Source organism: Plebeiibacterium marinum (assembly GCF_026013615.1).
Taxonomy (GTDB): Bacteria; Bacteroidota; Bacteroidia; order Bacteroidales; family Marinilabiliaceae; genus Saccharicrinis; species Saccharicrinis marinus_A.
Window position 1 is genome coordinate 45,909 of the sequence record NZ_JAPDPI010000006.1, and the last position, 24,751, is coordinate 70,659.

General features: G+C 34.9%; 22 protein-coding genes. 16 read left to right on the forward strand and 6 right to left on the reverse strand.

What is annotated here, in order from left to right; translation table 11 throughout:
- Positions 1-60: 60 nt before the first annotated feature.
- Entirely contained in the window at positions 61-1,284 is a 1,224-nt protein-coding gene (locus OM074_RS04505) for an S-adenosylmethionine:tRNA ribosyltransferase-isomerase (RefSeq protein WP_301198097.1), read from the forward strand.
- A gap of 81 nt (positions 1,285-1,365) precedes the next feature.
- Here the strand turns inward: OM074_RS04505 and OM074_RS04510 are convergent, their stop codons facing one another.
- The gene (locus tag OM074_RS04510) at positions 1,366-1,557 is read right to left on the reverse strand and encodes a (2Fe-2S)-binding protein (protein WP_301198098.1); all 192 of its coding nucleotides are present in this window, start codon (positions 1,555-1,557) and stop codon (positions 1,366-1,368) included.
- Between the two features lie 283 nt (positions 1,558-1,840).
- On the opposite strand from OM074_RS04510, the gene OM074_RS04515 reads away from it, so the two are divergent.
- The 8 genes from OM074_RS04515 (at position 1,841) to OM074_RS04550 (ending at position 10,752) form a co-directional block, all read left to right on the forward strand.
- Positions 1,841-2,836 (forward strand): AAA family ATPase, encoded by a 996-nt coding sequence (locus OM074_RS04515; protein WP_301198099.1) that lies wholly within the window; start codon positions 1,841-1,843, stop codon positions 2,834-2,836.
- A 118-nt stretch (positions 2,837-2,954) separates the two neighbouring features.
- Positions 2,955-3,821, forward strand: a complete 867-nt coding sequence (locus OM074_RS04520) for a DUF58 domain-containing protein (protein ID WP_301198100.1) — start codon at positions 2,955-2,957, stop codon at positions 3,819-3,821.
- A gap of 141 nt (positions 3,822-3,962) precedes the next feature.
- Positions 3,963-4,997, forward strand: a complete 1,035-nt coding sequence (locus OM074_RS04525; RefSeq protein ID WP_301198101.1) for a hypothetical protein — start codon at positions 3,963-3,965, stop codon at positions 4,995-4,997.
- Between the two features lie 36 nt (positions 4,998-5,033).
- Positions 5,034-6,026 (forward strand): vWA domain-containing protein, encoded by a 993-nt coding sequence (locus OM074_RS04530; RefSeq protein WP_301198102.1) that lies wholly within the window; start codon positions 5,034-5,036, stop codon positions 6,024-6,026.
- A 22-nt stretch (positions 6,027-6,048) separates the two neighbouring features.
- Positions 6,049-7,095: a vWA domain-containing protein gene (locus OM074_RS04535; RefSeq protein WP_301198103.1), complete on the forward strand. Its 1,047-nt coding sequence runs from the start codon at positions 6,049-6,051 to the stop codon at positions 7,093-7,095.
- Positions 7,092-8,024 carry a tetratricopeptide repeat protein gene (locus tag OM074_RS04540; RefSeq protein WP_301198104.1) on the forward strand — a complete coding sequence of 311 codons (933 nt, stop codon included), beginning with the start codon at positions 7,092-7,094 and terminating at the stop codon, positions 8,022-8,024. The genes OM074_RS04535 and OM074_RS04540 overlap by 4 nt, the downstream gene beginning before the upstream one ends.
- 150 nt (positions 8,025-8,174) lie before the next feature.
- A complete protein-coding gene (locus tag OM074_RS04545) occupies positions 8,175-9,992 on the forward strand; it encodes a BatD family protein (protein WP_301198105.1) in 1,818 nt (605 codons plus the stop codon).
- 4 nt (positions 9,993-9,996) lie between these two features.
- Complete coding sequence (locus OM074_RS04550; protein ID WP_301198106.1) at positions 9,997-10,752, forward strand: tetratricopeptide repeat protein; 756 nt, start codon at positions 9,997-9,999, stop codon at positions 10,750-10,752.
- A 53-nt stretch (positions 10,753-10,805) separates the two neighbouring features.
- On the opposite strand, the gene OM074_RS04555 is transcribed toward OM074_RS04550, so the two are convergent.
- Positions 10,806-11,132 (reverse strand): STAS domain-containing protein, encoded by a 327-nt coding sequence (locus OM074_RS04555; RefSeq protein ID WP_301198107.1) that lies wholly within the window; start codon positions 11,130-11,132, stop codon positions 10,806-10,808.
- Between the two features lie 15 nt (positions 11,133-11,147).
- Positions 11,148-11,627 (reverse strand): Hpt domain-containing protein, encoded by a 480-nt coding sequence (locus tag OM074_RS04560; RefSeq protein ID WP_301198108.1) that lies wholly within the window; start codon positions 11,625-11,627, stop codon positions 11,148-11,150.
- A 214-nt stretch (positions 11,628-11,841) separates the two neighbouring features.
- Here OM074_RS04560 and gcvT point away from each other — a divergent pair, with 214 nt between their 5' ends.
- The 3 genes from gcvT to OM074_RS04575 all read left to right on the forward strand — a co-directional run bounded on the left by gcvT (position 11,842) and on the right by OM074_RS04575 (position 15,406).
- Complete coding sequence (gene gcvT / locus OM074_RS04565; RefSeq protein WP_301198109.1) at positions 11,842-12,924, forward strand: glycine cleavage system aminomethyltransferase GcvT; 1,083 nt, start codon at positions 11,842-11,844, stop codon at positions 12,922-12,924.
- Positions 12,925-13,323: 399 nt separating this feature from the next.
- Positions 13,324-14,394, forward strand: coding sequence for a 3-phosphoserine/phosphohydroxythreonine transaminase (gene serC, locus OM074_RS04570; RefSeq protein ID WP_301198110.1), 1,071 nt, complete (start codon positions 13,324-13,326; stop codon positions 14,392-14,394).
- A 91-nt stretch (positions 14,395-14,485) separates the two neighbouring features.
- The gene (locus OM074_RS04575; RefSeq protein WP_301198111.1) at positions 14,486-15,406 is read left to right on the forward strand and encodes a 3-phosphoglycerate dehydrogenase; all 921 of its coding nucleotides are present in this window, start codon (positions 14,486-14,488) and stop codon (positions 15,404-15,406) included.
- Positions 15,407-15,519: 113 nt separating this feature from the next.
- Here the strand turns inward: OM074_RS04575 and OM074_RS04580 are convergent, their stop codons facing one another.
- The 3 genes from OM074_RS04580 to OM074_RS04590 all read right to left on the reverse strand — a co-directional run bounded on the left by OM074_RS04580 (position 15,520) and on the right by OM074_RS04590 (position 19,744).
- Positions 15,520-16,914 carry an ArnT family glycosyltransferase gene (locus OM074_RS04580; protein ID WP_301198112.1) on the reverse strand — a complete coding sequence of 465 codons (1,395 nt, stop codon included), beginning with the start codon at positions 16,912-16,914 and terminating at the stop codon, positions 15,520-15,522.
- A complete protein-coding gene (locus OM074_RS04585; protein ID WP_301198113.1) occupies positions 16,901-17,662 on the reverse strand; it encodes a glycosyltransferase in 762 nt (253 codons plus the stop codon). Before OM074_RS04585 ends, OM074_RS04580 begins: the two co-directional genes overlap by 14 nt.
- A 159-nt stretch (positions 17,663-17,821) precedes the next feature.
- Positions 17,822-19,744, reverse strand: a complete 1,923-nt coding sequence (locus tag OM074_RS04590; protein ID WP_301198114.1) for an AAA domain-containing protein — start codon at positions 19,742-19,744, stop codon at positions 17,822-17,824.
- A 388-nt stretch (positions 19,745-20,132) separates the two neighbouring features.
- On the opposite strand from OM074_RS04590, the gene uxaC reads away from it, so the two are divergent.
- From uxaC to OM074_RS04610, 4 genes are all read left to right on the forward strand, one after another.
- Positions 20,133-21,542, forward strand: coding sequence for a glucuronate isomerase (gene uxaC, locus OM074_RS04595; RefSeq protein ID WP_301198115.1), 1,410 nt, complete (start codon positions 20,133-20,135; stop codon positions 21,540-21,542).
- Between the two features lie 21 nt (positions 21,543-21,563).
- On the forward strand, positions 21,564-22,601 hold the full coding sequence (locus OM074_RS04600) for a sugar kinase (protein ID WP_301198116.1): 1,038 nt from the start codon (positions 21,564-21,566) through the stop codon (positions 22,599-22,601).
- Between the two features lie 371 nt (positions 22,602-22,972).
- Positions 22,973-23,644, forward strand: coding sequence for a bifunctional 4-hydroxy-2-oxoglutarate aldolase/2-dehydro-3-deoxy-phosphogluconate aldolase (locus OM074_RS04605; RefSeq protein WP_301198117.1), 672 nt, complete (start codon positions 22,973-22,975; stop codon positions 23,642-23,644).
- Positions 23,645-23,786: 142 nt separating this feature from the next.
- Positions 23,787-24,629 carry an SDR family oxidoreductase gene (locus OM074_RS04610; RefSeq protein ID WP_301198118.1) on the forward strand — a complete coding sequence of 281 codons (843 nt, stop codon included), beginning with the start codon at positions 23,787-23,789 and terminating at the stop codon, positions 24,627-24,629.
- Positions 24,630-24,751: the final 122 nt, after the last annotated feature.

Genomic DNA, 24,751 nt, shown 5'->3' on the forward strand with positions numbered 1-24,751 from the left:
TAAAGTTAACTATTTTTGCACCCTATTTTCATTATAGATTAATTAACAAGTATATAAGAAATGAATAAACCCAATATAAACATCAGCGAATTCAACTATTTCCTGCCAGAAGAAAAAATTGCCAAGTATCCACTTTCTAACCGCCACGACTCAAAATTATTAATATATAAAAACTCTATTAGCGAAGATCATTTTCATAATATTGCAAATTATTTACCACAAAATAGTCTTGTTGTATTCAACAACACGAAAGTGATTCAGGCTCGTATGCAATTCCAAAAAGAAACAGGAGCCAAAGTTGAAATATTTTGCCTTGAGCCACATGAGCCATCAGACATTAACTTATCTTTTCAGTCAACAGAAACATGTATATGGAAATGTATTGTTGGGAATTCAAAAAAATGGAAAAACGGTGAGCTTTCTAAACAAGTAACAATCGGAAAAAAAAGCACTAATATATCAATAGACAGAATGAGCATCCATGAAGATGCACAAATAATAAAATTCGAGTGGGATAACAAGCAAATTACTTTTAGTGAAATCCTGGAAGAAACCGGAAAGATTCCGATTCCTCCTTATCTAAACAGAAGTACAGAAGAAATTGATTTAACCCGCTACCAAACGGTATATTCAAACCACAAAGGATCAGTTGCAGCTCCTACAGCGGGCCTTCATTTTACAAACGATATAATTGATACTATTCGCAAAAAAAGTATTGAAACTACCAATGTGACTTTACATGTAGGAGCAGGAACATTCAAACCTGTTAAAAGTGAAAAAGTAGCCGAACATGAAATGCATATCGAGCATTTTTTTGTAGAAGAAAAAACAATTGACCTATTAATAAAACACCATAACAATATTACCAGCACGGGAACAACAACTGTAAGAACTCTTGAAAGCCTATACTGGCTTGGGGTAAAACAACTATCAGGCATTGACGAATTCTATGTAAATCAATGGGATGCCTACAATCTACCTTCACATTATACAACAGAGCAAGCTTTATTAAAACTGAAAGATTACTTAAAACAAAACAAAACCAACATTTTGGAGAGCCACACCGGAATCATGATCGCCCCCGGATATATATTTAAGGTAGTCAACAGGTTAATTACTAATTTTCACCAACCCAACAGTACTCTACTACTACTAATAGCGGCCTTTACAGGCAGTAACAAGTGGAAAGATATTTATGATTATGCACTAAAACACAAATTCCGTTTTTTAAGCTATGGAGATAGCTCATTGCTCTTTAATAACCAACTCTCTGAAACAATTTAGCAAACCTATAATAATATATAAGAAGGAGGCAGATCTTAATTGATTCAACTGCCTCCCCAATCTTTTTATGTCCACTTACAACTACCTTTTCTTAAGCTCATCCTCAAGTATTTCTTCAATATCTGCATAGCAAGAGCCACATATCGTGGCCGCATTAGTCTCATCCTGAACTTCATCCATAGTTTTCAAATCTTTTTCCCGGATTACCTTCAACAAATCCCCTTTCCGCAACATCATATGTTTACAAACAAAATCTCTATCTTCAAACATCATATCAATATCTTTTTACAATCTTATAATTACTCACAAATAGTTTATTTCAATTATTCAAAATAACACTATATTTTTATTGATAAACCCGAAACTTTTTAAAAAGTTCAATCCGTTAAAAACTCAAAAATGAAAAGTTAAAGAAGAGTTAAAGTTGCACAATAGCACATATTTCAGCTCTAATATTAACATTATTTAACACTTGCTATTACACCCCTGTTTTTGAAAAAATTAATTTTGAGATCCTTTAAAACAAGTTGAAAATATTAATATTAACAATACTAAAATGGAGCAATCTATAGATATACGAGAATTAAATGAAAGAATTAAAACAGAGAGTTCTTTTGTTGACCTTTTAACCATAGAAATGAACAAAGTAATCGTTGGGCAAAAACATCTTGTTGAAGGATTACTTATAGGACTTTTAAGTGATGGTCATATTTTATTAGAAGGAGTACCCGGACTAGCAAAAACCCTTGCTATAAACACCCTGGCAACAATTGTTGATGCTGATTTTAGCAGAATACAGTTTACTCCTGATTTATTACCTGCCGATTTATTAGGTACGATGATCTACAGTCAGAAAAAGGAAGAATTTGTAATCAAAAAAGGACCTATTTTTACCAACTTTGTATTGGCTGATGAGATAAACCGTGCTCCGGCAAAAGTTCAGAGTGCCCTATTAGAAGCCATGCAGGAGCGTCAGGTAACCATTGGAGAAACTACCTATAAACTTCAGGAACCCTTCCTTGTTATGGCAACTCAAAACCCTATTGAACAAGAAGGAACCTATCCGCTACCAGAAGCACAGGTTGACCGTTTTATGCTTAAAATCGTAATCGATTATCCGGAAAAAGAAGAAGAACAAATGATTATCAGGCACAACCTGGCACAATCATTTCCAAAAGCTTCATCTATTTTAAAACCAGAAGATATTATTAAAGCAAGAAAAGTTGTTAAGGATGTGTACATGGATGAAAAAATAGAAAAGTACATTGTTGACATCGTTTTTGCAACACGTTTCCCTGAAAAATACAATCTTGACAAATACAAGGAAATGATTTCATATGGGTGTTCACCACGTGCAAGTATCAGCTTATCGATGGCTGCTAAAGCATACGCTTTTATTAAGCGAAGAGGGTATGTAATTCCTGAAGATGTAAGAGCCGTTTGCCACGACGTATTACGCCACAGGATTGGTTTGTCATACGAGGCTGAAGCTAACAATGTAACATCAATTGAGGTAATCAATGATATATTAAACACTGTTGAAGTACCATAATCTTTTATAAAACCTTAGCTTTTAAATAGCTAGCATCAAGGTTTACAGGCCTATTTTTTAATACAAAAGAACATTAGAAATTTAGCCTTCTTTTTTGATAACAGAATAAAAGATTACAATGGAAACATCAGAACTCTTAAAAAAAGTTCGTCAGATTGAAATAAAAACTCGCGGACTTTCAAACAATATATTTGCTGGTGAATATCATTCTGCCTTTAAAGGTAGAGGTATGACTTTTAGCGAAGTAAGGGAATATCAGTATGGGGATGACATCAGAAACATTGATTGGAATGTAACAGCAAGGTTTAACCATCCTTATGTAAAGATATTCGAAGAAGAAAGAGAGCTTACAGTAATGTTATTGATTGATGTTTCCGGATCCAGAGAGTTTGGAACATCTTTCAAATATAAAAAGAATGTTATTACAGAAATTGCAGCAGTATTAGCATTTTCAGCGATCCAAAACAATGACAAGATCGGCGTCATATTTTTCTCTGATAAGATAGAAAAATTCATTTCTCCACAAAAAGGAAGAAAACATATCTTACATATTATCAGACAGCTAATATCATTTACTCCTGAAAACAGGACTACAAATATTGGTGAAGCGTTAAGGTATTTGACTAATGCCATAAAAAAAAGATGTACCGCTTTTGTTATCTCTGATTTTATGGATGATGATTTTGAAAATCCTTTGAAAATTGCCAATCAAAAACATGATGTTGTTGCTTTAAAAGTATACGATAAAAGGGAAACTGAAATGCCTTCTGTAGGACTAGTTAAATTAAAAGATGCTGAAAGCGGAGCATATTCATGGATAGACACTTCCAATCGAAAAGTAAGAGATTCGTTTGAAAGACACTGGATTGAAAATGATGAAAACACAAAATCCATTTTCAGAAAATGCGGTATTGACAACACATCAATCAGAACTGATGAAGATTACGTTAAGGCTCTAATGTATTTATTTAAAAAAAGGATATAACATTACAACGGATTGTTACTTGAAAGCAACTTAAGCTGGTTTTATGTATTAAAATCACACTGCTTTTACCTTGCTTATGGCAAGTACTGCAGTAAGTTGTACATTATATTTTCTTAACGAAGCAGTAATATAATATATTCTATGAATATTAAATTTTTATATAAAAATTCAAAGACAGGAATCATAGTTTTGGCTATGTTGCTATTATGCCTTTTCCCATTTACTACCACAAATGCGCAAAACATAAATGCTTCCGCTACTCTTGATTCTACAACCATCCTAATTGGGGGACAAATTGACTTAAAACTGGAAGTTAGTTTACCAAATGGAACAATGGTTAATTTCCCGACATTTAATGATACAATTACTTCAAACATAGAAATTGTTGAGAAAGGCGGGATTGACAGTTTGAAACTTGATAATAACAGGATTGTTTTATCTCAGATTTTCAGAATTACTTCCTTTGATAGCGGACTGCATTATATACCCCCTATTAAATTTGAAATACTGGATGGTGAATTAAAAAAAGTTGCCGATACAGATCCATTGAGCCTTATGGTAGTGAATCCATTTAAGGAAGTAGATCCTCAAAAAGGCATGTTTGATATTAAAGGCGTGCAGGATACGCCTTTTAAATTATCTGAAATTTTGAATTACATTTACCTGTTTGGGGGAATTATATTGGTAATTGCCCTGGCAATATGGGGATTTATCTACTTCAGAAATCGAAAAAAGGGAGAAGGTTCCATATTTATTAAAGCAAAACCCGACGAACCACCTCATGTTATAGCCCTTCGTGAACTTGACAAAATCAAGTCTGCAAAACTTTGGGAAAACAATAAGGTAAAAGAATTCTACACTTCTGTATCGAATACTTTGCGGTTCTACATTGAAAACAGGTATCATTTGCCTGCAATGGAACAAACATCCCATGAAATTTTGAAGGACATAAAAAAGAATACAGACATTGATAAGCCTATTCTGGAACAACTAACGCAAGTATTGGAACTTTCTGACCTGGTAAAATTTGCCAAGTTTGAGCCACTTCCCGACGAACACGCCTTGAGCTTGATGAATGCTTATTTTTTTGTAGACAAAACAAAAGAAAACATCATTAAATCGCTCGAGGAAGAAAAGGAAGCTCTAATGGAAAAAGCTAAAGATTCCAATAACTAAAGCATGCATTAAAAATAATGCCAAAAGATTAAAAAAATGAATAGTATTACATTTTTACATCCATACTTCTTTTATTTTTTGCTGGTATTACTTCCAATGATTGGCTGGTATATCTGGAAACATAAAAGCGCACAAGCATCATTGCAAATTTCATCCCTTAAAGGATTTAGCAAAGCTCCTGTATCATGGAAAGTTTATGCCAGGCATTTACCTTTTGTATTTCGATCCCTGGCAATTGTATTTTTAATAATAGTGCTTGCCCGTCCGCAATCAACCAATAGTTCACGAAATGTAATTACTGAAGGAATTGATATTGTGATGACTCTGGATATTTCCTCAAGTATGGAAGCATTGGATTTTAAACCCAATCGATTAGAAGCTGCAAAAGATGTTGCAAGCGAATTCATGTCGGCAAGAGAAAACGATAAAATTGGACTTGTGATTTTTGCAGGAGAAAGCTTCACGCAATGCCCGCTTACAACTGATAAAGCTGTATTGGTAAACCTTACCCATGACATTAAAACCAGAATGGTTGAAGATGGTACAGCGATTGGTTTAGGATTGGCTACAGCTGTAAACCGGATAAAAGACAGCCAGGCAAAATCTAAAGTAATTATCCTGCTTACTGATGGTGTGAATAACAGAGGCGAAGTAGCCCCGTTAACAGCTGCAGAGATAGCAAAAACATTTGGAATCAGGGTATATACTATTGGTGTTGGATCTAAAGGGATGGCTCAAATACCTGTGCAAACCCCTTACGGAACAAGATATGTGGAGGAAGAAGTGAAGATTGACGAACCAATGATGAAAGAAATAGCTGAGACTACAGGAGGTCAATATTTTAGAGCAACCAATAAAAATAGCCTAAAAAAGATTTATGAAGAAATTGACCAAATGGAAAAGACAAAAATTGAGGTTAAAGAGTATACAAAACGCTCCGAAGAATATTTAATTTTTGCCATACTGGCAGCTATTTTTATTGTAGCAGAAGTATTTATTAAAACAACAATCCTAAGGAACCTTCCATAGGGTTAACTATAGAACAAAACATATGTTTAGATTTGAAAATCCTGAATATTTATATTTTCTGGCGATTATTCCAATATTAGCCTTTCTTAGCCTTATTATTGGAAAACAAAGGAGGAAAGCACTGGAAAAATTTGGTAATCCGGAACTATTAGATTCCCTGATGCCAAGTGCATCTAAAACACGACCTGTTATCAAGTTTTACATTATGCTTTTAGCCATAGCTTGTCTCATTATTACCATGGCAGGACCTCAGTTTGGTTCTAAACTAGAAACAATGAAACGAAAGGGTATTGAAATAATGATTGCTTTGGATGTATCAAACAGTATGAATGCCCAGGACATACAACCAAGCAGATTGGACAGGGCCAAAAGGGCGATTTACCAACTTGTAGACAAATTAAACAACGATAAAGTAGGATTAATTGTTTTTGCAGGACAGGCCTACACGCAGTTACCTATTACTACAGATTATCCATCAGCCAAGATGTTCATATCATCAATAAATACAGGAATCATTCCAACACAAGGAACTGCAATTGGAGCTGCTATAGAAAGAGGCATAAGATCGTTTAGCTCCCAGGAAGATATAAACAGGGCCATCATAGTAATAACCGACGGCGAAAATCACGAAGATGACGCCATTGCAGCAGCAAAAGCAGCAGTTGAAAAGGGAATTAAAGTATATACTGTAGGAATGGGCTTACCCAAAGGCTCACCGATCCCTGTCCCTGGAGGAGATTCCAACAACTTTATGAAAGATCGGGAAGGCAATGTTGTTATTTCAAAGTTAAATGAAGAAATGCTCATTGAAATTGCTAAGAACGGTAACGGCGAGTTTATTTCAGCAAATAACATACGAAAAGGGATCAACAACCTGGTTGACCACCTTTCAAAGCTTGAAAAAACAGAAATGGATGCTAAGGTATATACCGATTTTGATCATCAGTTCCAGTACATTGCATTAATTGCCTTATTACTGTTACTTATTGATTATATGGTATTAGAAAGAAAAAACAAGTATTTTAAAAATATTAATCTTTTTGAAGAAAAAGAGGAGGAGGCAAAATGAAAAACACACTTAGTTTAATTGTGCTTTGTTTTTGTATTTCTTTTGTATACGCCCAAAAAGAACGCAAGTTTATTAGGGAAGGGAATACAGAGTTCTCAAATGAAAAATATATTGAATCAGAGATTAAATATAAAAAAGCCCTGGATCAGCTTAAAGAAAACCAGGCTTCATTTGAGGCTGAATTTAACCTTGGAGATGCGTATTTTAAACAAGAAAAATACGAAGAGGCACTGAATCAATTCAAGAGCATCAATCAAGAAGGTTTAACAAAAGAGCAGAAGGCCATTATCCATCATAATCTAGGCAACACTTACCTGGCAAAACAGGATATTGATAATGCAATAAATTCATACAAAACCGCATTAAAAAACAATCCTTTTGATGATGAAACCAGGTACAACCTGATTGCAGCTCAAAAAATGAAACAGCAGCAACAAGAGCAGCAACAAAATCAGGATAAAAACAAAGACCAGCAGGATCAACAGAATCAAGATCAACAAAACAAGGATCAGCAAAACCAACAAAACAATCAGAAACAAGACTCTGATGGTGATGGCATTCCTGATGAAAAGGAACAAGAAGATCAAAATGGCAATAAAAATCCAAATCAGGATACGGATAACGATGGAACACCAGATTACCAGGACGAAGATTCGGACAACGATGGCAAACCCGACAAGCAAGAGGCTGGAGAAAACCCTTCAGAGCCAAAGGATACGGATGGAGATGGAACGCCAGATTATAGAGATACTGATTCGAACAATGATGGTACTCCCGATAGTCAGGATAGCCAACCTCAGCAAAATAACATCTCAAAAGAAGATGCTCAAAGGATATTAAATGCACTAAATCAGGATGAACAGGAACTGCAGGACAAAATGAAAAAAGTAAAAGGTCAACCTGTAGGAAATATTGAAAAAAACTGGTAATGATTCAGAAATTATTTATGTTATTTTTGTGCCCTGAAAAGCATATGCTTTAAGGATAATGGCCTCATCGAATAGATAGACCTGGATTTCTTCCAAACAAAGATGCTTATCTGGACGATGTATTTGACTTTTGATTATAAACTAAAGAAAATGAAACACAGCATATTATTAACAATAGTAATTTTCTTCGCATCCATATCTATATTTGGTCAGGATGTTAAATTCACTGCTCAAGCAAGAAACGCAGTACTTGCCGGAGAAAAATTTCAATTGGTATATAGTGTAAATAAAGAAGGAGAGGATTTGAGGCTTCCACCGTTAAATAACTTTACGGTATTAATGGGGCCAAGTGTAATGACAAGCTCAAGCACTCAAATAATTGGTGGAAAAGTCACACGTAATCAAGAGTATTCATATACCTATATTTTAAAATGTGATACCCCGGGAAAATACACACTTGCATCTGCTCAGATAAATATTGATGGAAAAAAGTACGAAAGCAATCCAGTTAGTATTGAAGTAGTTAAAAACGAGGGTACCAGGCCACAACAACAAAATAGTACCCAGGAATCCGAAAGTAGCAACTTTTCCAAAGACGATTTATTTATCAAGGTTAGCAAAAACAAATCCAGCATATATATTGGTGAGCCGGTAGTATTGACAACAAAAATATACACTCGTATTAACCTTGATAATATTTCAGACATCAAACATCCTGACTATAGGAATTTCATTGTTCAGGATATTGAAGATGGCAACAACATTCAATGGAGCTATGAATTTGTAAATAACAAACAGTACAGAGTAGGCACCTTTGAAAGAAAGGTATTATACGCCCAAAAAACAGGGAAGCAAACAATCGAACCTACTGAGATTGAATTTTTAATTAAGCAACGGGTAAGACGCAGATCGAACAGCATTTTTGATGACTTTTTTGATAATAATTACCGTGTTGTAAAAAAGCGGGTTTCATCACAAGCATTATCAATTAATGTAAAGCCCTATCCTACAGCCAAACCCAAAAGTTTTTCAGGAGGAGTTGGAAACCTGACCATGAACGTAACCACCTCTCAAAACAAGGTTAAAGTAAACGATGGTGTAACTATTAAAGTTGTAATAGCAGGAACAGGAAATCATAAACTTATTTCAGTTCCTGAATTTAATTTTTCAACAGATTTTGACACTTTTGATCCAACAACAAAAAATAATTTCACAAATACGGTTTCCGGAATGAAAGGTTCAAAAACATTTGAATACCTGATCATCCCAAGGTTTGGAGGCACATACACCATTGATCCTCTAGTTTTTAGTTATTTCGATCCTAAGTCTGAAAAATTTGTCACATTAAAGTCAGACCCAATAGTAATTGAAGTTGAAAAAGGTTCAGAAGAACAAACCGGCTCCACCTATATCCCATCAAGTGTTAACCGCGAAGATGTTAAATTTATAGGCAAGGACATTCGATTTATAAAAACGGATAATACAAAACTTAAAGAAAAAGGCACCTATTTATTTGGATCCCTGATTTTTTACCTTGGTTACATAATTCCAATAATTTTATTTGCTCTTGCTTATTTCTTAAACAAGAAGAAAATTCACGAAAATGCAAATGTTCAATTGGTAAAAAACAAAAAGGCAAATAAAATGGCCCGCAAAAGATTAAAAAAATCGTCTGTTTATCTAAAAGATAAAAACCACGAAGCGTTTTACAATGAAGTATTAAAAGCTTTATATTCCTATTTAAGCGATAAATTATTTTTACCAGTTAGTGAATTAAGTAAAGAAAAAGCTACAGATCTGATCATAAAACGAGGGGTATCGGAAGAAGTAAAAAATGAATTAATTGAAATACTTGACACCTGTGAATTTGCCAGGTTCTCTCCTTCTTCAGGGGAAGCACAGGAAATGGACAAATTATATAATAAAGCTTTAGAAAATATTAGTAAACTAGATAGCCAAATAAAATAATAAGATGAAACAATTACTTTTAACATTAACATTATGCTTTTTGGCACTCAATATCGCTCTTGCTCAAAATGATAACCGATTTGACAAAGCCAACCAATTATTTCAGGATGAGAACTATTCCGGGGCAATTTCCTTATACGAGGAAATTTTAAGCTCCGGAAAAGAAAGTGGATCATTATATTTCAACCTTGGTAACGCGTATTATAAGCAGGGGAAGCTACCACAGGCCATTTTAAATTATGAAAGAGCCAAATTAATGCTTCCGCATGATAAAGATATTGCCTATAACCTTAAGATGGCAAACTCTCAGATAACAGACAAATTAGAAACTGTTGGTGAGTTTTTTCTTGCTACATGGTTATCTGGCTTTAGAAATTCAACTAAGTCTGATACCTGGGCACTGATTTCGATCATTTCTTTTGTTTTAGCATTGGGTCTTCTGGCAGTATTTATGTTTTCCAATACTAAATCAATTAAACAAGCCAGTTTTTATATAGCTATTATATTTATTGCTACCTGTATGTTATCACTTAGCTTTTCGTACGGGCAAAAGAATGAGCTAACCAACAGAAACTTTGCTATAATCTTTTCACCGTCGGTTACTATAAAAAGTTCACCATCTACAGGCGGAACAGAATTATTCATCCTTCACGAAGGAACAAAAGTTAAAATACTTGAAACCGTAGGTGAATGGCACCGGATTCAAATCAGCGATGGCAATGATGGGTGGCTACCCATATCAACAATTGAAGTTATTTAAAACCATAAAAAAAGCGACTTTTTTTTTACAAAAGTCGCTTTTATTTTTTCATGTTAACTGATAGCATCCTTGCTATCATATATGTCAAATACTTTATCCAGCTTCATCAATTTTAAAAGGTTTAAAACATCCTTTTGAAGGCAACACAAATAAAAACCTCTGTTATTTTGCCTGGCTGTTTTTAATGCTGATATCAAAACTCCAATACCTGAACTATCAATAAATTTTATATTGGACAGGTTCATCAGAACATTTCCGTTATTGTTATTAATTACATTGGAAAGTTCTAGTTTTACTTCTTCAGCAATTGCAGCATTAAGCCTATCTGAATCATTCAGGCTTACAACTGCCACACCTTTATTTTCTTCTACTTTTATCATGAGTATATCTAAGGTTTAATAGGTACTAACAACGTGATCAAGCTCTTCTTTAGCTTTTTCACAAATATCATTAAATTTTTCAATTAAATTCTCTAATTCTGAAAGATTAGCATTTGCCCTAACCCACTTAATTCTGTCTTCCGGATAGCCTTCAAAATTTTTTTCCAAAACAATAATCTCATCTTTTTGGGCTTCTGTAACACTATCCTTTCTTTTCAACTCAATAACCCTTAATTGCTTCGCCAACAACTCCAGGTTCTTCAAGTCATTATTACCCAAATCATTCATCCCCATTGAAACAACAGAAGATTTTGCTTTATGAGCTATTGCAGCAATTTTTAACCAGTTTTTATCTTTTAAGCTCTCATCAAACCCATCTGTAAACTCCGGCATCTGATCTAAAAATATTTCTACCAGTTCTTTAACAATACTTTTATCTCCATCTGCAATGCCCTCTAAATAAGAAAGATCAACATACTTATACTTTTCTTCCATAATTTCAAGGTTTTTTTGTCATAACAAAATTAATATTACAAAACTACTTTTTTTTACGAAAATACCATATTATCAAACCTTTTTTTAAAAAGACATGGCACATATTCGCAAGAACTCTGTTAATAATCATCTTTAAAAGAGAATTTATATCATATTTGGGTTTATGCTAATTTCATACATTTGTTTGACTTAAAAATAATTTAAAGAACAAAAAATGAAACATACTGCCTTTTATGAATTACATAAAAATCTTAATGCTAAAATTGTACCCTTTGCTGGCTATGAAATGCCCGTAGAATATAGTGGTATAACAAACGAGCACCTCCAGGTGAGAAATAGCGTGGGCGTTTTTGATGTTTCGCACATGGGGGAGTTTTGGGTGAAAGGCCCCAAAGCTTTGGATCTTATCCAAAAAATCACTTCAAACGACGCCTCCACACTCACTATCGGAAAAGCTCAATACAGTTGTTTCCCCAACGGCAAAGGGGGAATTATTGACGACCTTTTGGTATATAAATATGAGGAAGAAAAATACATGTTGGTTGTTAATGCAGCAAACATTGAAAAAGATTGGAAATGGTGTGTTGAAAACAACACCATCGGTGCAGAACTTGAAAATGCATCCGACAACATTTCCCAACTTGCAATCCAGGGACCTAAAGCAATAGAAACACTGCAAAAATTAACAGAAATAAACTTATCTGAAATTCCTTATTACAGCTTTGTAACAGGAAAAATTGCCGGCATTGATAACGTTATCATCTCAAATACCGGATATACCGGATCAGGAGGCTTTGAGTTATATATGTACAACAAGGACGCGATAAAAATTTGGGAGGCTGTTTTTAAAGCAGGTGAAGAATTCGGTATATTGCCAATTGGGCTTGGTGCCAGAGATACACTTAGATTAGAGAAAGGCTTTTGCCTTTATGGTAACGACATAGACGATACCACATCTCCTATAGAAGCCGGCCTTGGATGGATTACAAAATTTACTGAATCAAAAAGTTTTATTGACAAAGACTTTTTATTAAATCAAAAGACAGAAGGTGTTAACAAAAAACTAAAAGGCTTTAAGATGATTGACAAGGGGATTCCCCGCCATGATTACGAAGTTATTAATGAACAGGATCAAGTAATTGGTAAAGTAACATCAGGTACCCACTCCCCTATTTTAAAACAAGGAATTGGGATGGCGTATATTAATACAGAATATACAAAAATAGGAACAGAAATATTCATTAAGGTTAGAAACAGAAAACTTAAAGCAGAAATTGTTAAGGTACCATTTGTATAGAATATACTAAAAATGACATTTATCAGAATTTTTACGATATTTTTATGATTGTAATCAGCTTTTGGTCACAACAACTCAAATGCACTATTTAACTATACTGCAGCACATTACTGCTTATACAAATATAGTTTATGCCCCAAATAGATAACCTATAGTTATAATGCATAACTATGTTTTATAAGATTTACTGTGTTTTAGTTGCATATTTTTCTAATTTTGCGAGTGTAAAACAAACAGTTCCGCTATTTAGCTATAGAATCACGGAATAACCATTGTTTACATGAATAATTATTAACGCATTATTAATAAAAATTCATTTTAAAAATTAGTAACCATTAACAATAAATTATCCTATTGGAAATGGCAATTATAAGTGTAAAAAATTTAATTATCTAACAAATGAAAAAGCATAATTTTTACGCCGGACCATCTATTTTACCGGAATACACAATTAAAAATACGGCAGAAGCTGTTGTGAATTTTGCAGGAACAGGTTTGTCTGTTATGGAAGTATCACATCGCTCCAAAGAGTTTGTAGCGGTAATGGATGAAGCTATTTCTTTAGTTAAAGAGTTACTTGATGTTCCAGCTGGTTATGAGGTAATTTTTGTTGGTGGTGGAGCCAGTACACAGTTTTGCATGGTTCCATTTAATTTATTAAAAACAAAAGCCGCATATTTAAATACTGGTGCATGGTCAACTAAAGCTATTAAAGAAGCTAAATTCTTTGGCGAAGTAGTTGAGGTTGCTTCTTCTAAAGATAAAAACTTCAACTATATACCTAAAGGATTTGATGTTCCTGCAGATGCTGATTATTTACATATTACTTCTAACAACACCATTTATGGTACTGAAATTAAAACAGATCTAGACCTGGGTGTTCGTTTGGTAGCAGATATGTCATCTGATATTTTCTCTCGTCCTATTGATGTTTCAAAATATGACGTGATTTATGGTGGAGCTCAAAAGAACCTGGCTCCTGCCGGAGTTACTTTTGTTATTGTTAAACAAGATGCCTTAGGAAAAGTGGATCGTGCTATTCCTACAATGTTAGATTACAGAACTCACATTGATAAGGAATCAATGTTCAACACACCTCCAGCTCTGCCTGTTTTTGCTGCTCTACAGACGTTAAAATGGTTAAAGAATATGGGTGGTGTTGCTGAAATGCAAAAGAAAAACATTGAAAAAGCTGCCCTTCTTTACGATGAGATAGATAGCAACAAATTCTTTAAAGCAACTGTTGAAGCAGAAGAAGACCGTTCATTAATGAATATTTGCTTTGTTATGAATGACGAGTACGTTGAACTTGAAAAGGACTTTATGGAATTAGCAACATCTAAAGGGTGTGTCGGCATTAAAGGTCACCGTTCTGTTGGCGGATTCCGTGCTTCTACTTACAATGCACTTCCAAAAGAAAGCGTTGAAGTATTAGTAGCTGCAATGAAAGAATTTGCTTCTAAACACTAAGATTTTTCTTTCTTTACAATAATGGCCGGAGCCTTTATGGCTTCGGCTTCACTTTCTATTCCTAAATATAACAAAATCAATTTATTATATCATGACTAAAGTATTAGTTGCCACAGAAAAGCCTTTTGCAAAGGCTGCTGTTGACCAGATTGAAGCAATTGTTAAAAACGCAGGTTTTGAATTTGCAAAACTTGAAAAATATACCGATACGGCAGATCTACTAGAGGCGGTAAAAGATGCGAGTGCGTTAATTGTACGCTCAGACCAAGTTACTGCAGAAGTTGTTGATGCCGCTAAAGATTTAAAAATTGTAGTAAGGGCTGGTGCCGGATATGACAATTTAGACCTGGAAGCATGTTCTGCTAAAAACATTGTTGCCATGAATACTCCCGGCCAAAACTCTAACGCTGTTGCCGAATTGGCTTTCGGAATGATGATTTCTATGGCAAGAAATGCATATAACGGAACTGCTGGTACAGAATTGAGAGGAAAAAAGATTGGCATCCATGCATACGGAAACGTGGGCTTATACGTAGCTAAAATTGCACAAGGAATAGGAATGGAAGTTTATGCTTTTGATCCTTTTGTAGATGCTGAAAAAATCAAAGCAGACGGAGTAACTCCTGTTGGTTCTGTTGAAGAATTATACTCAACCTGTCAGTATATTTCATTACATATTCCTGCTACTCCGCAAACCAAAGAATCAATTAACTTTGATTTATTATCAAAAATGCCAGCTAACGCTGTTTTGGTTAACACTGCTCGTAAAGAGGTTATCCACGAAGCTGACATGATCAAGCTAATGAACGAAAGAGCTGATTTCTCATATATTTCAGATATTGCTCCTGATAACAAAGATGAATACGCAGCGTTTGAAGGAAGATACTTCTTTACACCTAAAAAAATGGGTGCTCAAACTGCTGAAGCTAACATCAATGCCGGTGTAGCAGCTGCAAACCAAATTGTTGGATTTATTAAAGAAGGAAATGCTACTTTCCAGGTTAATAAATAAAAACTGTTTTAAGATACGTTAAGCTATTTTACAGATAGCTATAAAATATAAAAGGGAAACCCTGATGAGTTTCCCTTTTTTTATGCTCTTACACTCCTTTATAAATTCTTATATCAATCTACACTAAAACTATAAATCCGATTTTTCCTTGAAGCATCCAGCTCCTTCAAACCACATAATTCATATTCCGGATTTCTTTTCAACGTTTTATCTTTTATAATTACATAAAAAGAATCCTTTAAAGTCATTTTATCCCTTAACTCGTCATAAGTTATATTTTGCACTTTTCCATTACTATAAAACTGACTAGAGTAGCTCTTTTTACCCAGATAATAAAGCGGTCTATCCAACTCCCCTTGCGATTCTATAATATATTTATCAGTGTTACTGAATTGCTCTAAATTATTATTAACCATACCTAACACCAAAGCCAATGAAGCAAGAACCGGAACAATCAGGCTAATAATTATATTTGTTTTCTTTCTTCTAATCTCATTCCAATAATGGACTACCAACAATGCTATAGGAGGCATAACTGGCAATACATAAGTATGTATCAAACTTTTTGAAACCGTAAAGAACAACGGAGTAAACAACAACCATCCCGTTAAAAAGAAAACCCATCTATCCTTAATAGCAACCTTCCTGTTAATCCAAAGTTTTGAAATTACTATCTGTACCCAAGGAAAAGCCATTCCCAAAAGAAACAACCAAACTATCCCCAACGGCTGTTGCTTTGGAAAACCATATTTATCTCCTGTCCACGACGAATCAAAAAAGCGTTTAAAGTGCTCGCCTACTATAAAATAATCAATAAAACCCTCACTATGTTTTTCTGCCAAAATATACCATGGAACAGCTATCAATGCAGCAAGAGGCAATCCCAACACCCAAGGGATTCTTGAAAAAAGGTTTTTCCATTCCTTAAACCACAATACCCATACAAATATTGGTGGAACTGTTAATATCAACACAATAGGCCCTTTTGCCAACAATCCTAACCCTACCCCTGCAAACATCAAGTATCCCCACACATTAGTCTTTTCACTAATTATTTGTTTCCAAAAGCCTATCATTACTAATGTTATGGCCAGCAACAAACTTGTATCTGTTGAAACCACACCGGCATGAAGCATGAACTGGGGAAGTGTAAACATTACAAATGCAGAAACCAATAGACTCATCCCCTTATCCTTAACTGCTTTTCCTATTATTAAAACGATAAGAACACATAAGATAAATGCAGGAAAACGAACTGCAAATTCATTCACCCCAAATAATTTCATACTTAAAGCTGACAACCATGTATTTAAAGGAGGCTTGGCCCAAAAAGGAACACCATAATCAATCTGGGGAGTAATCCAATTATTTGTTTCATACATCAACCTTGCTATTTCTCCGTATCTTGCCTCTGTTTTATCCATTAATGGCAATATGGCATTAAGCAGTAAACGCAACAATAGTATACCAATAAGGCTGTTGCGGTAAAACTTCTTATCGTTTATCATTTGAGATAGTTTTTGCATTATATTTTTTGTTTATCTTATATAAATCATACCACAATTTTATTGAATAGGAAAATTTAACCTTGGACTCATCCTTATCAATCCACGCCTTCAATGGAATTTCCCGGGCGATTTTTCTCATTTTTTTTCCTTTATAATGATGCTTTATCCTAAAAAACAACTCAACATCAAACAACCACCTGGAAATAAAACTATCTTTAAAAATAAACTGAGCCAAATCTCGTCTAAACACCTTACATCCACATTGGGTATCATAAACATTCATATCAAGAATTATTGATATTACAGTTGCTATGCCTCTGCCTATTATGTGTCTATACAATTTTCTATCAATACGATTATCAATCTTTTGAATTCTTGAACCAAAAGAAAAAACAATGTTCTTTTTTATTCGCTTGCTTACTTTAAGGCATTCTTTTAAAGATGTTGCCAAATCAGAATCCAAAAAGGCAATTTTTTCAAAGTCAAGGTTTTGGTTGTAACAATACAATACTCCATCACGAACAGCAGCAGCTTTGCCTCCATTTTTCTTCAGGCAATTTATATACACCCTATTAGGGGCTGTCTCTTTAATTTCTTCCAGTACCTTAAGCGTATTATCCCTTGATCCATCATCAGAGAACACAATTTTACACTGACTTGTTTCATTTAAAAACCTGATAAAATCATTTTTGGGAAGTCTGGTTTCTTCATTATAACACGGAACAACTATCGCGATATTTTCATCCATAGTGTAATATTTATTCTCCTTAACTTTTAAAACCCTGCAAAAATACTAAATCATTTTAATTCCATAGGTGATTTTTCGCCAAATGACAGCATATGTAATTCTATCAGATAAAAGCCGAAATAAAACGCTTGCAATGACAAAAACATTTTATCCTTCAATTCAATAACCCATAAATTCAAAAGCACTCCGATAGGCATTTTTTTCATTCACATAATCCAAAAATGAGCTATAAAACGGATGCTGGCCAATTGTAGCACTATCTCCAATTACCACCAGTTTCTTTTTTGCCCGTGTTATGGCAACATTCATTCTTCGAATATCAGATAAAAACCCTATATCACCCTTTTCATTACAACGCACCAAACTAATATAAACAACATCCCTTTCCTGTCCTTGAAATGAATCGATCGTATTTACAGAAAGATTTAAATCCAGATACTCAAACTCTCCTTCTATATCTTTAAAACAATCCTGCATTAATACAACCTGAGCTTTATAAGGCGAGATCACTCCTACTGATATTCCTTTGCTAACACCCATATGTTCTAACGAATTAAAATAAATTCTGAAATGTTTCATCAGCACCTCGCACTCTTCCTGGTTAAAAGAGCTTTTGGTTTCAGAATCCATCTCCTCAAAATATCCACATCCAGCAGTATCTATAAACTCCATAGCCAAATCCTCTTCAAAAAGCTTCCAATCACCAACACAATCACTGGCAATCAATTTATCATCATAAAAATATCGACTGGAAAACATCATAATATCTTCGTTCATCCGATATTGTTCCCGAAGCATAACTCCTACATTGTTACGCTTTATAACCTTTTCAAAAAGGGTTTCTGCTAATCCGGATTGTGCAGCCTCATATGATTTTATGGTAGGAGGCAATTGAAAATGATCACCTGCAAAAACAACCCTTTGCGCCTTGGTTATAGGTATCCATGTAGCTGGTTCCAATCCCTGAGCCGCTTCATCAATAAAAACAGTTTTGAACTTCCTGTCGCGGATTTGATAATTTGAAGCTCCAACCATGGTAGATGCAATCACCTGTGCATTTGACAATATATCATTTATAATATAAAACTCAAGATGCTCAGCTTCTTTCTTTAGTTTTCCTGATTCTTGAAGCAACAGCCTTCTTTGATTCCTTTCCTCATATCCAAAATTCCGTTTGTATTTTATGGCCAATTGATAACATTCCTCGGCCTGCTTTTTTACAGCTTTTAAGTCCTTAAAATTATTATGATGTGCAATTTTAGCATCCAGTGTTTTTAAAAGATTTTCTTCGGTTACTCTTGCTGGATGACCAATCCGAACCACATTCAACCCTCGTTCACCGAGTTTTTCAGACAAAAGATCAACAGCTGCATTACTAGGAGCACAAACCAAAACCTGTCCTTCTTCTCTAACAGTATGACATACCCCCTCTACTAATGTTGTTGTTTTACCTGTTCCTGGAGGCCCATGAACAACAGCTACATCCCTGGCATTGACTATACTATTCAGAGCTTCATTTTGGCTGATATTTAATCCGGAAACAACAATTTTCTCCCTCACCAAAATCAAGCCCTCTTCCTCTCCTAACAAAATCCCTCTTAAATATTCCAGGCGTTCATCCTGTGGCTGCATTACTATCTTCAATGCACGCTCCATTTCTATATAGGAATTCTCGTCAAACAACAATTGAACACCAATATTGCCATTCCTCAACCATTTGGGTTCTTCATCCACATTTAGGGTTATCATCATCCAATGATCACGCACCTGATTTACAACCCCGTTAACTGCGTGTTGGTGCTCATTATTATTACCTGCATTAGAAAACAACGAAACCAACTTTCCAGACTGGAAAAGATGAGCTTGATGATGCTCTTTAGAACGCAAAACCTTAACCAACAACCTCTCACCTGTGTCAAATTTTGTACGTTCCACTTGTAATGGATACCAGCACACCCCTTCTTTCCTGCGCTCTACAATACTAGCGCCTGACATTTTAAGTTTATATTGGTTTAAGTCTTCCTGTTTTTCCAACTGAAGTAATGACAGTGTTTTTTTAAGACCCTCTATTATATGTCTCATTTAATATTTTTTTTGCGAATATAGGATTTTGATAATGAATATTGTAATTAATACAAATACATCCCTTCCGCAATAGAACATAGTCTTATTTTTAAATAAAAAAATATGAATACCCCCATTATACATTACCGTGTACTTTAACGCTATTTTCACTTTTATATGATTAAACATTGATATAAGACCATTACAAAACAATACAATGCAAAATATCTCATACCTGATATTCCATACATTCAAAATACATTACAATCTAACAATGTGCATCTTACACCCATTCTCAAAGCAACTACAATCTTTATATCAGCCAAAGTAAATGTTAAAAAATTTGCTATTAAAAAAATGTTATGTAATTTCGTGTTCGTTAACGGTAATATAACATACATATTTAATGATGGAATCAAAAAACTTTATTAATCCAAATTTTGTATTAGAAAGCAAAACTGCTCAGGAAATCTACCACAAATATTCTGCAGACAAACCAATCATTGACTACCACTGTCATCTTGATCCCAAAATAATAGCTGAAAATAAAAGCTTTCCCAATCTGGGAGATATGTGGCTCGGAGGCGACCATTATAAGTGGAGAGCAATGAGGATTAATGGAGTTGAAGAAAAGTTTTGTACTGGAAATGTTACAGATAAAGAGAAATTTTTAAAATGGGCAGAAACGGTGCCTTACACAGTTGGAAATCCTCTATACCATTGGACTCATTTGGAACTGGCCCGGTATTTTGATATATATGAACTTTTATCTCCCAAAAACGCAGATAAAATATACAACCAAACTCAGGAAATGCTTCAGACTCCCGAGTACAGCACCAGGAGTTTAATGAAAAAGATGAATGTTGAAATGGTTGGAACCACTGATGATCCGGCTGATTCTCTTGAATATCACCTCCAATTAAAAAAAGAAGGATTTGAAATTAAGGTATTACCTTCATTCAGGGCTGACAACGTACTAAAAACAGAAGATGCGGAAGCATTTAAATTGTATGTTGAAAAACTTGGTAAAGCAGCAGATATTTCAATTACAACATATGCAGAATTAATTGATGCTCTGGATAAGAGACATGAATTCTTTCATGAAGTGGGATGCCGTGTTTCCGACAGTGGGCCGGATCGCTTTTTCTTTGCACCATACACAAATGACGAGGCAAGCACTATCTTTAAAAAAGCCTTAGATGGTAAATCATTAACGATAGAAGAAAAAGAAAAATACTGCACAGCAGTAATGGCCGAACTAAGCAAAATGAACCATAAGCGAGGGTGGGTTCAACAATTCCATGTGGGTGCACTTAGAAACAATAATACCAGGATGTTTAATAGTCTCGGGGCTGATACAGGTTTTGATTCAATCAATGATCCACAGCCCGCTTTAAAGATGTCACAATTTCTGAATCACCTTGACAGCACAGATCAATTGGCAAAGACAATCCTATATAACTTAAACCCTGCCGATAATGAGATGCTATTGACTATGTGTGGAAACTTCAGCGATGGCACTACGTTTGGAAAAGTAACCTATGGGGCTGCATGGTGGTTCCTTGATCAAAAGACAGGAATGGAACGCCATCTGGAAGATCTTTCCGTATTAAGCTTAATAAGTCGCTTTATTGGAATGGTAACTGATTCAAGAAGTTTCCTTTCATACCCACGTCATGAATATTTCAGACGAATAGCTTGTAATTTTATCGGAAACCAGGTAGAAAAAGGATTAATACCTAATGATGAAGAAATCTTGAAAACAGTAGTGGAAGGGTTCTCATACAACAATGCAAAAGCATATTTTAATTTTTAATAATTATATAATAAATAAACAATGGCAAAAAAAGTAGTAACCTTTGGAGAAATCATGCTTCGCTTTGCAACTCCGGGGTACCAACGTTTTTCTCAGGCTACATCGTTTAACGCCTCTTTTGGTGGTGGTGAGGCCAATGTAGCAGTATCACTGGCTAATTACGGAGTAGATGTTTCATTTGTAACCCGTTTACCAGAAAACGATATAGCTAAAGCGTGCAAAATGGATATGCTTAAGCATTCCGTTAATATGGATAACGTTGTTTATGGGGGTGATAGATTAGGTACGTACTATTTAGAAACCGGAGCTGTAGCACGTGCAAGTAAAGTTGTTTATGATAGAGCTTATTCTGCTTTTTCTCAGATTAAACCGGGAATGGTAAACTGGGAAGAAGTGCTAAAAGATGCTGATTTCTTTCATTGGACAGGGATTACGCCTGCCGTATCTCAAGGTGCAGCAGACGCTTGTCTTGAAGCCATTCAGGTTGCAAACCGTTTAGGTGTTACTGTATCAACAGACCTTAACTACCGTAAGAACCTTTGGAAATACGGTAAAACAGCTAATGAGGTAATGCCTGAATTAGTTGCAGGATGTGATATTGTACTTGGAAATGAAGAAGATGCAGAAATGGTTTTAGGTATCAAACCTGAAGGCGTGGACGTTACCGGAGGTCATGTCGAAGCTGAAGCATACAGAAGTGTTTCTCAACAAATAATGGCTAAATACCCAAGAGTTAAAAAAGTAATCACAACGCTTCGTGGTTCAGTAAATGCCAACCATAATACCTGGTCGGGAGTGCTTTATGATGGCAAAACACTTTTTAAAGCCGCTGATTACAACATCACTCATATAGTTGACAGAGTGGGTGGTGGTGACTCGTTTATGGGTGGATTAATCTATGGATTATTAACCTATGAAGGTGACGACCAAAAAGCTTTGGAATTTGCAACTGCTGCATCATGCTTAAAACATACCATTTACGGTGACTACAACCTGGCAACAGTGGAAGAAGTAGAGAAGTTAATGGGTGGAGATGCATCAGGAAGAGTATCAAGATAAAAAATAAAAGCTGTTCAGAAACAAGGTTGAGTCAAGGTATATCCAAATATGTGTCTTATAAAAGTTTTTGAAAAATTTAACCGATTTTAATAGCGTAAACGTACCTTTTAAAATCAAATATATATTTGAAGCAACTTTTGTTTTTGAACGCTTTAATGATATTTCATTTTTTCTTTGATGGTAGATTGTTAGATATAATGTATTGGTGAAGTTTTCCGGGCACAAAAAAACTTTTTCATCAACACCTCTGGATTTAGATCTTCAATCTGCCATCTTTTATATTTTTAAAATAAACACATGGTAAATGGTAAGGGGAATAGATATTTCAATCATTCAGTTACCCAAACCTTTTATTTAAAAACCTAAATAAAATGGCTAAATATTCAAAATTAGAAGTATTTCAGGCTATGAAAGAAACAGGTGTGGTTCCTGTTTTCTTTGACAAAGATATCGATGTATGCAAAGCGGTGCTTAAATCATGTTATGATGGCGGTATCCGCGTTTTTGAGTTTGTAAACCGAGGTGATTTTGCACATGAAGTTTTTGGCGAATTAAACAAATATGCGCTTGAAAACCTACCTGGCATGATCTTAGGTGCAGGATCGATTGTAGAAGAAGCAACCACTGCCTTATACATCCAGTTGGGTGCAAACTTCATTGTTTCTCCCCTACTGAATGAAAACATGGCTAAAATCTGTAACCGCAGAAAGGTAATGTGGTCACCAGGATGTGGAACTATATCCGAAATCAACAAAGCACAGGAATTAGGATCTGATTTGGTTAAATGTTTCCCTGCTTCTGAGGTTGGAGGTCCGTCGTTTGTTAAAGCCGTTAAAGCTCCAATGCCATGGACGGATATTATGCCTACCGGAGGAGTGGATACTTCGAAAGAAAACCTGGAAAAATGGTTTGATGCAGGTGTTACCTGTGTAGGCATGGGATCCAAATTATTCCCTAAAGAAGTTATGGCAAATAAAGACTGGAATGCCCTAACTGAAGTTGTTAAGGAACTTATGGCTAATGTAGAAGCAGCCAGAAAATAAACTACTATAGATAAGAGATAATAAGCAAATGATCTTTGTTAAAACTCTTATCTATTGCATATAAAACTTATAACTATAAAACTACAAATAGCATAATATTGAATACCAAATCAATACAATGCTGTTTATTCATCGTAACAATATGATTCCCTTAAATTTAAAAGACAAAGTAGCTGTAATTACCGGAGGCGGTGGAGTACTATGCTCAACTATGGCAAAAAGCCTGGCTTCTCAAGGTGTAAAAACAGCAATTCTAGACTTGAACCTGGAAGCGGCTGAAAAAGTTGCATCAGAAATAACTCAAGAATTTGGAACAAAGTCAATAGGTCTTTCTGCCAATGTATTGGATAAAGCTTCATTAGAAAATGCAAAAGAAGAAATCAATAAAACATTAGGTCCTGTCGACTATTTGGTTAACGGTGCTGGAGGTAATGCAGCTTCTGCTACCACAAAAGCAGAGTTTTTAACAGAAGATCTATTTGACAAACTTGAAGACACCTTCTTTGGTCTACAGATGGAAGGTTTTGATAAAGTTTTTGCTCTAAATTTCCAGGGAACTTTACTTCCTTCAATGGTTTTTGCCAAAGACATGTTAGAGAAAAAAGCTGGATCGATAATAAACGTATCCTCTATGAATTCTTACACGCCTCTAACAAAAATCCCGGCATATTCAGCTGCAAAAGCAGCAATAAACAACTTTACTCAATGGTTGGCCGTTCATTTTGCCAAAACCGGAATAAGGGTTAATGCTATAGCTCCAGGATTCCTTTTGACAAACCAAAACCGCTTTTTGCTAATTGACGAAAAAACTGGTGAAGCGACCCCTCGTGGAGAAAAAATCATAAGAAACACTCCAATGGAACGATATGGAGAGCCTGAAGAATTATGTGGAACATTGATGTACCTTCTTTCTGATTGGTCTAATTTCATTACTGGTGTTGTAGTACCTGTAGATGGTGGATTTAGTGCATATTCCGGAGTATAATCATAAATGAAATAAGCATAAAAGCTGAAATAAGTGTTTTTTTTCTATTTTTATTGCCTTTGGTTATTATTATAGACAATCAAACTCTTGAAATCATAGATAACATTAAACAAATCAGTAGT

Excerpts from the sequence above, each read along its gene's own strand:
- OM074_RS04505 (WP_301198097.1), top strand. The coding sequence starts at position 61 with ATGAATAAACCCAATATAAACATCAGCGAATTCAACTATTTCCTGCCA.
- OM074_RS04510 (WP_301198098.1), bottom strand. The coding sequence starts at position 1,557 with ATGATGTTTGAAGATAGAGATTTTGTTTGTAAACATATGATGTTGCGG.
- OM074_RS04515 (WP_301198099.1), top strand. The coding sequence starts at position 1,841 with ATGGAGCAATCTATAGATATACGAGAATTAAATGAAAGAATTAAAACA.
- OM074_RS04520 (WP_301198100.1), top strand. The coding sequence starts at position 2,955 with ATGGAAACATCAGAACTCTTAAAAAAAGTTCGTCAGATTGAAATAAAA.
- OM074_RS04525 (WP_301198101.1), top strand. The coding sequence starts at position 3,963 with ATGAATATTAAATTTTTATATAAAAATTCAAAGACAGGAATCATAGTT.
- OM074_RS04530 (WP_301198102.1), top strand. The coding sequence starts at position 5,034 with ATGAATAGTATTACATTTTTACATCCATACTTCTTTTATTTTTTGCTG.
- OM074_RS04535 (WP_301198103.1), top strand. The coding sequence starts at position 6,049 with ATGTTTAGATTTGAAAATCCTGAATATTTATATTTTCTGGCGATTATT.
- OM074_RS04540 (WP_301198104.1), top strand. The coding sequence starts at position 7,092 with ATGAAAAACACACTTAGTTTAATTGTGCTTTGTTTTTGTATTTCTTTT.
- OM074_RS04545 (WP_301198105.1), top strand. The coding sequence starts at position 8,175 with ATGAAACACAGCATATTATTAACAATAGTAATTTTCTTCGCATCCATA.
- OM074_RS04550 (WP_301198106.1), top strand. The coding sequence starts at position 9,997 with ATGAAACAATTACTTTTAACATTAACATTATGCTTTTTGGCACTCAAT.
- OM074_RS04555 (WP_301198107.1), bottom strand. The coding sequence starts at position 11,132 with ATGATAAAAGTAGAAGAAAATAAAGGTGTGGCAGTTGTAAGCCTGAAT.
- OM074_RS04560 (WP_301198108.1), bottom strand. The coding sequence starts at position 11,627 with ATGGAAGAAAAGTATAAGTATGTTGATCTTTCTTATTTAGAGGGCATT.
- gcvT (WP_301198109.1), top strand. The coding sequence starts at position 11,842 with ATGAAACATACTGCCTTTTATGAATTACATAAAAATCTTAATGCTAAA.
- serC (WP_301198110.1), top strand. The coding sequence starts at position 13,324 with ATGAAAAAGCATAATTTTTACGCCGGACCATCTATTTTACCGGAATAC.
- OM074_RS04575 (WP_301198111.1), top strand. The coding sequence starts at position 14,486 with ATGACTAAAGTATTAGTTGCCACAGAAAAGCCTTTTGCAAAGGCTGCT.
- OM074_RS04580 (WP_301198112.1), bottom strand. The coding sequence starts at position 16,914 with ATGATAAACGATAAGAAGTTTTACCGCAACAGCCTTATTGGTATACTA.
- OM074_RS04585 (WP_301198113.1), bottom strand. The coding sequence starts at position 17,662 with ATGGATGAAAATATCGCGATAGTTGTTCCGTGTTATAATGAAGAAACC.
- OM074_RS04590 (WP_301198114.1), bottom strand. The coding sequence starts at position 19,744 with ATGAGACATATAATAGAGGGTCTTAAAAAAACACTGTCATTACTTCAG.
- uxaC (WP_301198115.1), top strand. The coding sequence starts at position 20,133 with ATGATGGAATCAAAAAACTTTATTAATCCAAATTTTGTATTAGAAAGC.
- OM074_RS04600 (WP_301198116.1), top strand. The coding sequence starts at position 21,564 with ATGGCAAAAAAAGTAGTAACCTTTGGAGAAATCATGCTTCGCTTTGCA.
- OM074_RS04605 (WP_301198117.1), top strand. The coding sequence starts at position 22,973 with ATGGCTAAATATTCAAAATTAGAAGTATTTCAGGCTATGAAAGAAACA.
- OM074_RS04610 (WP_301198118.1), top strand. The coding sequence starts at position 23,787 with ATGATTCCCTTAAATTTAAAAGACAAAGTAGCTGTAATTACCGGAGGC.